Source organism: Streptococcus oralis (assembly GCF_003942585.1).
GTDB lineage: Bacteria > Bacillota > Bacilli > Lactobacillales > Streptococcaceae > Streptococcus > Streptococcus oralis_BE.
Window position 1 is genome coordinate 26,777 of the sequence record NZ_RJNK01000011.1, and the last position, 11,069, is coordinate 37,845.

Genomic DNA, 11,069 nt, shown 5'->3' on the forward strand with positions numbered 1-11,069 from the left:
AGAATGAAATACCCAAAAATTGATTTAAAAACCATTCGTCTGCAGACTAGGAACTTTCAGGCTGAAAATCCCCGCCTCTTTCTTGTCTATCTCCTTCCTAGTATGCTGGTCATCTTGTCAGGCTTTCTCAACCCCTTAGCTCGTCTCCAAGAAAGTGTTTTAGAGCAATCCTTTTTCAGCATGCTGGCACAGGTGCTCCAAGCCTATCTCTTCCCGCTAGTGGTTTCCTTTATGAGCACGATTTTTCTAGCAGGTGCTGCTTTTGCGACACTCCGACTCCTCAAGGATCCTGATACGGAACTCTCAGTAAAATCAAGCCTGACCCTCTTTGCTGAAGAGCGCTTCTCACAAACCTTTCTAACCCTGCTCCTCAAACGTTTCTACCTTTTTTTATGGAGCATTCCAAACTTAGTAGGCGTTTATTTTCTCTTTTATAGCAATCTATTGGCTAGGAGATTTGTTGCCCTACATCCTGAATTTCCAAAATTAGACCTCTCGTCGGTTGAAACAGATCAGTTCCTTATGACCTTTGGGCTCTACTTCTTCGCGAGCCTCATCTTGATGATTGTGGGGAACATCCTCTACGTTCCGCAACATTATGCTTACTCGCAGGTAGAATTCCTCCTCTGCGACACTCTGGATTTAGGAGAGGCTAAACCAAGCCAAATCCTGAAAACCAGCCGTTTCTTGATGAAAGGTTACAAATTTCAGCGTTTTGTCCTTGACTTACAACTACTCCCTTGGTACTTCCTCAACTGGATTACTTTTGGAATTGCTAGCTTTTCAATCCTTCCCTATATCCAAAACAATCACATCTTCTTTTACAGAGCCCTACTAGCCCGTAAACGTCGAAATGGATAAGAGCATACAAAAACCAGCGTCCTGAACGACGCTGGTTTTCTTATTTCAAAAGCAACATACTCAGCAGAGTCAAAATAGCAGGCCCACCTTGCTTTAGAATAATCTTCTTGTCTGCTGTCAGAGAACCGTAGGTCGCTGCACCAAGCACAAATAAAACAAAGATGGTCACCATTTCCAAACTTTGTGAGAAATAAATCCCGTACAAGAGAAAGACACCTATCAAGGCATTATAAATCCCTTGGTTTTTAAACAGTGAGGTGACAGAGGGTCTAGTCAACTCTTCCTTGTCCATATTAAAGACTCGGCTGGTTGCATCTGATTGGGTTGCCATACTCTCCAAATAAAAGATATAAAAATGTTCGAGGGCAACAAGGGTTGCTAAAATAGTAGTAATGATTGACATCGTTTTCTCCTTAAAATTCTATTTTTTCTAGACCTGACACTAGTTTCGTCAGTAAAGTTGTTAGCTCTTTCTGCTCGGCTGTCGATAAGATGCTCTCCATCTGTTCCTTCACTCGCAAATGATGTTTAGGCGGACTGACTAAGAGTTGATTCTTGGCTTCTTGGGTTAATTCAACTAAGACTTCTCGCTGATGGGCCGGATTACGCTTGCGACTGACATAGCCCTCTGACTCTAGTATCTTAAAATGACGGGTCAAGGCCGCCTGGTCGATTTGCAACTTCTCCTGAACGGCAATCTGGTTGCAGGGTGACTGCTGCAGTAAAAACTGCAAGATTTGATAGCGGGTCAAACTAATTCCCAATTGTTTCTCAAAAAGTTGAGTGATCATCTGATCTGTTAAATGGAGCTGGTACAGTAAGTCGTTAATTTTTTTCATTTCTACCTCCTTGCGTACACTTGATTTATCAACTATTGACTTATCAAGTATATTACAGAAAGATTAAAAACGCAACTATTTTGCTTACTCACGAAAAATAGCCTCTTGGTTTCAATCCCAAAAGGCTATTATTTCTATATTCTAGATAAAATCCAGCACTAACCTACCAAATCTGTTCGAAGGATTTCTCCCTCTTTATCAATGACAACTTCGATGGCATGGCCTGCAAAAATTTCCTCGCTGTCATCATAGTAGAGAGTCAATTCCCCGTCTTCGTTGATCGATAGTTCACTCAAGGAAAGAGAGTTGGTAAAATACTCTTCTGTTAACTCCACATCATTTTCATCTGAATCTATCCAGTCTTGAGCTGTTTCCCACAGTTCTTTGACAATATAGCCTTTAATCCGAGTATCTTGAACTTGGAAAGTTCCCATAAATTTCTTTAGATCATCAAAAGAACTTGGAGGGAGACTTTCATCTGCACTCGCAGCAAAGATAGCATGAATCTTACCACCCTCGTAAGTGATAAATCCTTCAAACCAAGAATAGGCTCTGTTTAAGGTGAATTCGCCAATATCGTCTTGAATGATGACCGGTTTTTGATAGGTTTCAATCAAGGTCTCTAACCTAGAGTCTGAGGATTGGTCATCTAGGTATTCCAGCAAGTGGTAGCAGTTATTAGCTACTTCTGACATATATGGCTCTAACTCCATGAAGGGGCGTTTTTGACATTTGATATGATGAATTTTGTAGGGTTCAAAACTAAAGCCCCATCTCTTTTCTTCAAATTCCTCAGGAGTCAATACCCATTCCAAACGTCCCTCACGTTCAGAGAATTCCTGGGTTGCAACATTGACACTAGCTTTAAAATGAACGGACGGCATTTTACAACCATCTTTTAAAGAAGCGGCCCCAGTTACATTTTGGAGGGTAAAAATCAAGAATTCGACAATTTCACCACAAAATTCCTCTTCAAAATCATCTCTTGTTTTCTCAAATGGAGTTTTTAATCGATTTGTCATTCACTTCATCCTTTCTCTCTATGCTTAAAAGCGTTAGTATAGTTTTGTATCCGCTTACATTTTAACATGTTTTAGATTTTATTTCACTTATTAATACTATTTAACACAAAAAGAAGTGGAAACTCAATCAGTTCCCAACTTCCATTTTAATGATTAGTTCATTGAAACGTGAACGTGGTCATAGTGGTTTTCAGTTACGCTACCACGGTCTGGCATTGGATTCCACGTGTAGGCTGGTCCATATTTGCTATCGTATGGAGCGTAGAAACGTTGCTTCCAGATGATGTAGTTGATACCACGGCTAGCCATATTTTTGACTGCATATTCTGCAATTTGATTTCCGAGCGCTGAACTCACTGGAACCATAAAATCGATGGCCAAACCTTTACCATGGTCACCACTGTCACCAGGACGGTAGCCACTAAAGGATGTAATCCGAAACAAGTTGGCTACTTCTTCTTTAAAGGCTGCCGTCTGTGGTTGAAGACCTGCATTTTCAGAATTAGCTACAGCAAGTCCTGCATAGTCAGGAGCCGCTGGAGCTGAATAAGTTCTTGAAGGAGTTTGGCTTTGCTCTGCTTGATAAGTCGAAGTTGCAGTGTCAGAAGTTGCTGTTGATGCTGCTGTACTTGTTCCTCTTGTATCAGCAGGTGTTTCAGTTGCTGGCGCAGCTGCTACTGGTGCTTCTGCTGGAGTCGTTTCAGCTGTTTCTTCAACTACAGGTGCTTCAGTAGATGGTATCTCTTCAGCAGCGGTCGCTGTCTCAGAAACTTCTGAACTTGGTGCTACTTCTGTTGGTTTTTCAGTCTCTGTTGCACTTGGTACTTCCTCAATTGGTTGAGAAAGGTCTTCCACTTGAACTGTTTGCTCATCGACTGTCACTTGGTTGGTCGTCAAATCAGCAGTCGCAGTCGTCACTTCTTCACTAGAATCCGCTTGAGGAGTTTGGATTTCAACTTCCGTCACCTCTTCTGCCTCATTGACAGTTGTAGTGAGGACAGTATCTGGGAAAATCAAGTCCATATTGGTGATTTTGTTCAAATTAGCAAGAACGGTCACATCTACTCCCAAAGCTTCTGCAATGGTGCTCAAAGTATCACCATACTGTACTGTATAGCTTGTTTTGTTGTCCGTTTTAGTCAAATCGTTTTTGATTTGCTCAACGGTACGAGCAGTCCAAAGGATCTCCTCTGCTTGAGTTGCCAAAACTGGGGCAAGAGACAAGGCTACTGTTGAGGCTAAAATAATTCTTTTCTTCATTCTTTCCTATTCCTTTCAAATGAGTACCTGTCTATCATAACACAAAAAAAGCAGAAAAAAAGCCCTCTCGGGCCTATTTAACAGAACTGTCTATTCCTTGTAACAAACTCGATTACTTGAAATAGTTTGTTAGGTTTCTGTCACGCAACTGACAAAATTTTTTTATTCCTCAGCTTCAAAAATGCGAGGAATATCTGCTAATTCTTGAATCCTTTGATTCCCTTCATAAGACGACTCTAAAAAGTTGATGCTTTGAAGACCGCTATTCTTGGCAAATTCCACATCCAAAGTCCGGTCTCCTATATAGTAGGTGTTCTCAGGATCCAACTCATACTTGTCTAGCAGATAGGTCGCCGCTTCTGGACTGGGCTTGCGCGCAAAGCCACTCTGACTGGTTAAAATCTCTTTGAAATAGGATTCCAACCCCAAGTCTCTGAGAATGGTATGAGCATTGTCTCCCTTATGAGTATAGACAAACTGCTGAATCCCTGCTTGGTCTGCCCAAGCTAGCACTTCACGCGCACCTGGCATCAAAACTACCTGAGTATTCTTCTCAGCCAGACTTTGGGCACGCACCTGATTGAGCACTTCCGCATCCAGGTTTCTCTCTTCTGCCACCTGCTCCAGCAAATCCTGCACTGAGTACCTGAGGATAAACTCTCTCACTTTTTCCTTATCATAAGGAATAGAAAACTGAGCAAAGGTCTGCTCAATCCCTGACAAAATCGCTTCGTAAGAGTCCAATAAAGTCCCGTCCAAATCCCAAATAAAAGCTGTTTTTTGCATCTCCTATCCTTTCAAGCTCATATAACGCTGGTAACGGTAGCGTAGAAATAACCAGCGAAAACCATTATCCAAGAGAGTCCCTGACCAAATACCAGGCAAGCCCCAACCAAGAACAATCCCCATCAGATATCCTGTTCCAATGCGGATACACCACATTCCTATACTTGTTGCATAAAAGGGAAGGCGAGCATTCCCCAAACCCTGCCAAACTGCAGTATAGATGACTGTTCCTATCGTCATAGGAGTACCTAGTAGAGAGAACAGTGCCACCAAAACACTCGCCTCGACTGCTACAGGGTCCGTCGTATAGAGATGAGTCAGTGGTGTCCCTAAGGCATAGATACTGAAAGTTAAGGGAAACATGAGAAGCAGAGAAAGCCAAAAGGTTTGTTTGCTCAAACTAACGACTCTTTCCCAATTATCCTCTCCAACTGCTCGAGCTACCTGCATGACTGTTGCCGTAGCGACGCCAAAGGCAGGCATATAGTTAAACTGGGTCAAGACTTCTCCGACTGCATTCCCCGCTACTGCCTCCGTCCCAAAAGAAACAACCAAGGCAATGATGACGACGTCTCCAGCTCGCATCATGAGACGTTCCCCTGCCGCTGGCAAAGCCAAGGTCAATAGTTCCTTATCTAGACCAAAAGACGGTTTCTCAAAAGGCAGCTTTAATTGCGACAACAAAATCACAAGACCGACCAAGCGAGACAAGATGGTCCCCCAAGCAACACCCGCTATGCCCATATCAAGGACAAAAATAGCTAGACTTGAAAAAAGAATATTCAAGGCGTTGGATAAAAGACTAACATAGAGAGGTAGACGCGGATTATGCGTTGCACGAATCAAGGCACCTAGACTAGTCATCAAGCCCAAGAGAACAATTGATCCGCCTACCAAAGATAGGTAGAGTCCACCACTCTCAGCCACCTCCTGCTCAGTTCCCAAAAGTCCTATCATCTCTTGCCCAGCAAAAAGCGATAAGGCGCCTAAAAGTGCACTCAGCAATAGGGTTATCTTGAGAGCCTCTGTCACGTGATAAGCCAGCTTGGACTGATCTTTCTGCCCCAAACTTTTTGAAATAACGCTGGAAATAGCAGCTCCCAGAGCGATAAAAATCGCCTGGTAAATCGTGATAATATTGCTAGCCACTGAAACACCCGAAATAGCGATTAAGCCCAAGTGGGCAACCAAGTAACTGTCCACCATCCCCATGAGCATCTGCAAAAAGTTTTCGCCCATAGCGGGCAAGGCAATATTGAGAATATCCTTATTTTTCTTAAACAATCCTTCCCCCTGATGAAAAGAAACTCAGTTGGTTTCCCAACCGAGTTTACTTCCTCTGTCTTAAAGTCCTAGATAAGTCTCCACCGCTGCTTGCATGTCAGCAGCTGCCACTGTTGTTTTATGACGAACTGGAGCTGTTTCAAGGCCATCAACCGCTGGTGGCACTGCCACTCCTGAAATGTCATGTAATTGAGCCAAGGCTTCAAAGTCAGTCAAGCCTGCTTTTCCTGTTACCGCTTCTACGGCAACCACTGGGAACTTGTAAGGACTAGCTGTTGAAGCAATCACTGTCTTAGTCGCATCGCCAGTAGCCGCTTGGTATTTTCTATAAACAGCTGAGGCAACCGCCGTATGTGGATCCTCGATGTAGGCATCTGTTTGATAAACACGTTTAATTTCTGTCGCGGTTTCTTCCTCAGTCGCATACTCAGCTGCAAAGAGTTCCAGAATCGCTGCATCAAAGTCTGTCAACTCATATTGTCCTTGCGTGTTCAAGGCATTCATGAGTTCAGTTGTCTTAACCGCATTATTCCCCAAAAGATGGAAAATCAAACGCTCCAAGTTTGAAGATACTAAGATATCCATAGATGGGCTAGTCGTTACTTTAAACTCACGTTTCTTATCGTAAACACGTGTTTTAAAGAAGTCTGTCAAAACATTGTTGTCATTTGAAGCACAGATTAATTTGCCAACCGGAAGACCGATTTGTTTAGCATAAAAGGCAGCCAAGATATTTCCAAAGTTTCCTGTCGGTACTGTGAAGTTGACCTTTTCACCAGCCACAATCTCACCAGACTTGACCAACTGAGCGTAGGCATAAACATAATAAACAATCTGTGGCACCAAACGACCAATGTTCATAGAGTTAGCTGATGAAAATTGCAGTTTATTGGCAGCCAATTTTTCACGAAGAGCTACATCGTTAAACATATGTTTCACATTTGTTTGTGCATCATCAAAGTTTCCATCAATAGCGATAACATGAGTATTGTCGCCAGTCTGAGTAGTCATTTGCAACTCTTGCACCTTGCTGACACCATCCTTTGGATAAAAGACGATGATCTCAGTACCAGGCACATCGGCAAACCCCGCCATAGCAGCTTTTCCAGTATCACCAGATGTCGCTGTCAAAATGACGATTTTGTTCTCTAAACCATGCTTTTTAGCGGCTGTCGTCATAAAGTATGGCAAGATAGATAAGGCCATATCCTTAAAGGCAATCGTTGAACCATGGAACAATTCCAAGTTGTATTGCCCATCCAGTTTCACCAATGGCGCAATAGCTGGAGTATCAAACTTGCTATCGTAGGCATTGTTGATACAGTAGTCCAACTCCTCAGCCGTAAAGTCATCTAAAAATGCTGATAAAACTAATTTAGCCACTTCTTGGTAAGAAGCATCTTTTAATGTTTCAAAGTCCAAATCCACCTTTGGATAAGTAAGTGGTGTAAACAGACCACCATCCATCGCCAAACCTTGCAAAATAGCTTGGCTGGCAGTTACTGTATTATTGGCATCACGTGTTGATTGATAAACTAATGTCATGAATCTCTATCCTTTATCTATAGTCTCTTCCATTATATCATGATTTTTCAGAAAATTCTCCCTTTATAAGAGAAATTATAATCCCAATTCTTTCTTCAAAGGCTCTAAATAAACCATTTCTTGCTTATCTCTTTTCTCCAGTCCCTCCTCAGCTAGGGTGAGTAAGTCTTTAGAAAACTCGAGAATCGCAGCTTCTTCCTCATCTGTGAGTTTTTTCTTAGAAAATTGCCGTCTCAATGGCTTGTAATCACGTCCAAATATGATAAAAAATGGAGCCTTTTGCAAATAAGTTTCTAATTGATCTAAATTAACCAACAATCCCAAGTGAAAGGCAGCAGAAGCAAAAGTCCTATCAAGCGGCTGAGTACACACACTACGAAACTCAACTGTTCCTCGAGTCGTTAAGTCTTGGTACTGGTAACTACGATGAGTTTGGAAATCCTCCTCCTGAGGATAAAGAAGAATCTCTTCCCCATCAAGAGCGAAGGCATGAATTTCCGGGGTTCCTAAGTAATCTTTTGCTCGAATTGGATAAAAATAATAGGTTTCACCATCCCGTTCCGCAGTAAAAATCGCAGAGTGATCCAGATAATCAAAAAAATCATTCTCATCTTTGAAGAGTCTGGCATTAACACCTACATTCTCTGGATAGATACCATGCATGGATTCTTCCCAAAAAATATCTCTTGAAATTTTAGTATCCCAGTCTGCCCCTGAAAACTCAGAATTGGCAAACAAATAAGCTTTTGCTGCTTCAATTTGCGTAAAAGCATTGATAACACGCAAGTAGTTAGACTTTGAAACGTCCAGTTGAACTTGACTTCCACAGATAAAAGCACCATATTGCGGGTAATCATGTAAATCTGACCTTAGAACTGTTCTGCTCAACTTCAAATAATTCATTAACATTTGATAACGTGCATAAGCAACAGGTTGATTCTCATTCTTCTCCCAGTATGGATGGATTCCAGAGCCAACTATAGCATGATTTGCTTCCCCAAGTTTTTTCTGAATCAAATCAATGTAGGCTCTAAAACGCTCTTCAACCTCTTGAATAGTTTCCGCCCTACCGAAGGCAAACTCGATAGTTGTATAGGAGACTTCGAATAAGATAGTATCTTGGCTAACTGGATCTTGCAACTGAATTGGATTTCCAAAGTCATCTACTTTTTCGATAGTAAAACCCAGAACTGATGGTAAATACCGAAAGAGATCCTTTACAACCTCACTATATGTAGCATTCCCCTCTAAATTGATAACAGGATACTCCAGCTCAATTCCCACAAATAAATCAGGCTTCTCTTTCATATTTTCTAAATAGCGCTTCTTAAGCAAGTCAACCGAACGAGACATTAACCACCAAACTCTTTCATAATCTACATAAAATGTGAATAAGTAATATTATACCAAAATTCCTTTCAAAAACAATTAGAATGTCACTCAAAAATAATTATTGAGCCTTTATAACACTTTAAAAAAGATAGAATTTAGTAGGAAATCATAATCACTCGTCTATGTCCTGATCCCCAAAAGTTAGACAGAAAAAATCTAACTTTTGGGGTGTTTTATTATGAAATTGAATTATGAAGATAAAGTTCAAATCTATGAACTAAGAAAACAAGGAATCAGCTTAAAGCGTCTTTCAGAAAAATATGGAATTAATCTTTCAAATCTTAGATACTTAATCCGGTTGATTGATCGTTACGGAATAGAAAGTATCAAGAAAGGGAAAAACCGTTACTATTTCCCTGAATTAAAGCAAGAAATAATTGATAAAGTTCTGCTGGAAGGTTGTTCACAAAGAAGTGTTTCTCTCGAATTTGCACTTCCAAGTAGTGGAATGCTTCCAAATTGGCTGGCACAATACCAACACGATTCTTATCATCGATTCCTAAAAAGTAAAGGAATTCACGCATCCATGTCACGCAAGGGCAACAGCCCCGACAACGGTATGATGGAGTTCTTCTTCGGTATTTTGAAATCAGAAATGTTTTATGGATATGAGAAGATGTTTCAGTCGCTTGAAGATTTGGAGAAAACCATTGTAAACTACATCGATTACTACAACAACAAACGAATTAAAGTCAAACTAAAAGAACTTAGTCCTGTACAATACAGAACTAAATCCTTTACTTAATTAATTGTCTAACTTTTGGGGGCAGTACAATAGCGGGTGGTTTAGTTGTCTCGCACCTTACGTAGCGAGACGGACTAATAGTCACATAACAAAAAAACAAGGTCTTAAAACCTTGTCTTCATTACTATACCGGCGGCCGGGGTCGAACCGGCACGTCCTTGCGGACACTGGATTTTGAGTCCAGCGCGTCTGCCAATTCCGCCACGCCGGCAAATAGTAACTGGGGTAGCTGGATTCGAACCAACGCATGAGGGAGTCAAAGTCCCTTGCCTTACCGCTTGGCTATACCCCAATAATATAAAATAGGCGAGTGATGGGGATCGAACCCACGCATGCCAGAGCCACAATCTGGTGTGTTAACCACTTCACCACACCCGCCATAATCTTATTAACACGGGCAGTAGGAATTGAACCCACACTGAAGGTTTTGGAGACCTTAGTTCTACCTTTAAACTATGCCCGTATCCATGGAAGGGGAGGGATTCGAACCCCCGAACCCGAAGGAGCGGATTTACAGTCCGCCGCGTTTAGCCACTTCGCTACCCTTCCTAGTCATAAGTATATGGCGCGAGACGGAATCGAACCGCCGACACATGGAGCTTCAATCCATTGCTCTACCAACTGAGCTACCGAGCCAAATTGCGGGAGCAGGATTTGAACCTACGACCTTCGGGTTATGAGCCCGACGAGCTACCGAGCTGCTCCATCCCGCGTTAATAATAATAAGGAGGATGTGGGATTCGAACCCACGCACGCTTTTACACGCCTGACGGTTTTCAAGACCGTTCCCTTCAGCCAGACTTGGGTAATCCTCCAAAAATAGTCCGTACGGGATTCGAACCCGTGTTACCGCCGTGAAAAGGCGGTGTCTTAACCCCTTGACCAACGGACCATATTTATAAATGGGCACGAGTGGACTCGAACCACCGACCTCACGCTTATCAGGCGTGCGCTCTAACCACCTGAGCTACGCGCCCAAGTTAAAAACTTGGTAATTTGAACAAAGTTCAAAGCGGGTGACGAGAATCGAACTCGCGACAACAGCTTGGAAGGCTGTAGTTTTACCACTAAACTACACCCGCTAAAATGGGAGTTAACGGGATCGAACCGCTGACCCTCTGCTTGTAAGGCAGATGCTCTCCCAGCTGAGCTAAACTCCCAAAAAGGAAGCCTCTAAACTTCCTATTCTGCTAAGCGACTTCCATATCTCACAGGGGGCAACCCCCAACTACTTCCGGCGTTCTAGGGCTTAACTGCTGTGTTCGGCATGGGTACAGGTGTATCTCCTAGGCTATCGTCACTTAACTCTGAGTAATACCTACTCAAAATTGAATA

The 11,069-nt window shown here is 42.3% G+C and carries 10 protein-coding genes, 12 tRNA genes and 1 rRNA gene; 2 read left to right on the forward strand and 21 right to left on the reverse strand.

The features are described from left to right. Positions 1-3 precede the first annotated feature (3 nt). Positions 4-861, forward strand: a complete 858-nt coding sequence (locus D8862_RS08905) for a DUF975 family protein (RefSeq protein ID WP_125450074.1) — start codon at positions 4-6, stop codon at positions 859-861. Between the two features lie 40 nt (positions 862-901). Here the strand turns inward: D8862_RS08905 and D8862_RS08910 are convergent, their stop codons facing one another. The 8 genes from D8862_RS08910 to D8862_RS08945 form a co-directional block, all read right to left on the reverse strand. Then, positions 902-1,264 (reverse strand): DUF1304 domain-containing protein, encoded by a 363-nt coding sequence (locus tag D8862_RS08910; RefSeq protein WP_125450076.1) that lies wholly within the window; start codon positions 1,262-1,264, stop codon positions 902-904. 10 nt (positions 1,265-1,274) lie between these two features. Then, complete coding sequence (locus tag D8862_RS08915; RefSeq protein WP_125450078.1) at positions 1,275-1,700, reverse strand: MarR family winged helix-turn-helix transcriptional regulator; 426 nt, start codon at positions 1,698-1,700, stop codon at positions 1,275-1,277. Positions 1,701-1,858: 158 nt separating this feature from the next. Then, entirely contained in the window at positions 1,859-2,722 is an 864-nt protein-coding gene (locus D8862_RS08920; protein ID WP_125450080.1) for a DUF2262 domain-containing protein, read from the reverse strand. 153 nt (positions 2,723-2,875) lie between these two features. Further along, entirely contained in the window at positions 2,876-3,982 is a 1,107-nt protein-coding gene (locus D8862_RS08925) for a LysM peptidoglycan-binding domain-containing protein (protein WP_125450082.1), read from the reverse strand. A gap of 162 nt (positions 3,983-4,144) precedes the next feature. Then, the gene (locus D8862_RS08930; RefSeq protein ID WP_125450084.1) at positions 4,145-4,768 is read right to left on the reverse strand and encodes an HAD family hydrolase; all 624 of its coding nucleotides are present in this window, start codon (positions 4,766-4,768) and stop codon (positions 4,145-4,147) included. Positions 4,769-4,771: 3 nt separating this feature from the next. Beyond that, the gene (locus tag D8862_RS08935; RefSeq protein ID WP_125450086.1) at positions 4,772-6,052 is read right to left on the reverse strand and encodes an MATE family efflux transporter; all 1,281 of its coding nucleotides are present in this window, start codon (positions 6,050-6,052) and stop codon (positions 4,772-4,774) included. Between the two features lie 60 nt (positions 6,053-6,112). Then, a complete protein-coding gene (gene thrC / locus D8862_RS08940; protein WP_125450088.1) occupies positions 6,113-7,597 on the reverse strand; it encodes a threonine synthase in 1,485 nt (494 codons plus the stop codon). 75 nt (positions 7,598-7,672) lie between these two features. Then, the gene (locus D8862_RS08945; protein ID WP_125450090.1) at positions 7,673-8,950 is read right to left on the reverse strand and encodes a glutamate-cysteine ligase family protein; all 1,278 of its coding nucleotides are present in this window, start codon (positions 8,948-8,950) and stop codon (positions 7,673-7,675) included. Positions 8,951-9,167: 217 nt separating this feature from the next. Here D8862_RS08945 and D8862_RS08950 point away from each other — a divergent pair, with 217 nt between their 5' ends. Then, positions 9,168-9,734, forward strand: coding sequence for an IS3 family transposase (locus tag D8862_RS08950; protein ID WP_125450092.1), 567 nt, complete (start codon positions 9,168-9,170; stop codon positions 9,732-9,734). Positions 9,735-9,861: 127 nt separating this feature from the next. On the opposite strand, the gene D8862_RS08955 is transcribed toward D8862_RS08950, so the two are convergent. The 13 genes from D8862_RS08955 to rrf all read right to left on the reverse strand — a co-directional run bounded on the left by D8862_RS08955 (position 9,862) and on the right by rrf (position 11,039). Beyond that, positions 9,862-9,945, reverse strand: a tRNA-Leu gene (locus D8862_RS08955). A 9-nt stretch (positions 9,946-9,954) separates the two neighbouring features. Continuing rightward, a tRNA-Gln gene (locus D8862_RS08960) sits at positions 9,955-10,026 on the reverse strand. Between the two features lie 13 nt (positions 10,027-10,039). Next, positions 10,040-10,112: transfer RNA gene (locus D8862_RS08965), tRNA-His, on the reverse strand. Between the two features lie 14 nt (positions 10,113-10,126). Continuing rightward, positions 10,127-10,197: transfer RNA gene (locus D8862_RS08970), tRNA-Trp, on the reverse strand. Positions 10,198-10,202: 5 nt separating this feature from the next. Then, positions 10,203-10,283 (reverse strand) — tRNA-Tyr (locus D8862_RS08975). A gap of 14 nt (positions 10,284-10,297) precedes the next feature. Then, positions 10,298-10,370 (reverse strand) — tRNA-Phe (locus tag D8862_RS08980). A 3-nt stretch (positions 10,371-10,373) separates the two neighbouring features. After that, positions 10,374-10,447: transfer RNA gene (locus D8862_RS08985), tRNA-Met, on the reverse strand. Between the two features lie 12 nt (positions 10,448-10,459). Next, positions 10,460-10,549: transfer RNA gene (locus D8862_RS08990), tRNA-Ser, on the reverse strand. Positions 10,550-10,554: 5 nt separating this feature from the next. After that, positions 10,555-10,626: transfer RNA gene (locus D8862_RS08995), tRNA-Glu, on the reverse strand. 11 nt (positions 10,627-10,637) lie between these two features. Next, positions 10,638-10,711: transfer RNA gene (locus D8862_RS09000), tRNA-Ile, on the reverse strand. 34 nt (positions 10,712-10,745) lie between these two features. Next, a tRNA-Gly gene (locus D8862_RS09005) sits at positions 10,746-10,816 on the reverse strand. A 5-nt stretch (positions 10,817-10,821) separates the two neighbouring features. Beyond that, positions 10,822-10,894, reverse strand: a tRNA-Val gene (locus tag D8862_RS09010). A 29-nt stretch (positions 10,895-10,923) separates the two neighbouring features. After that, positions 10,924-11,039, reverse strand: a 5S ribosomal RNA gene (gene rrf, locus D8862_RS09015). Positions 11,040-11,069 lie beyond the last annotated feature (30 nt).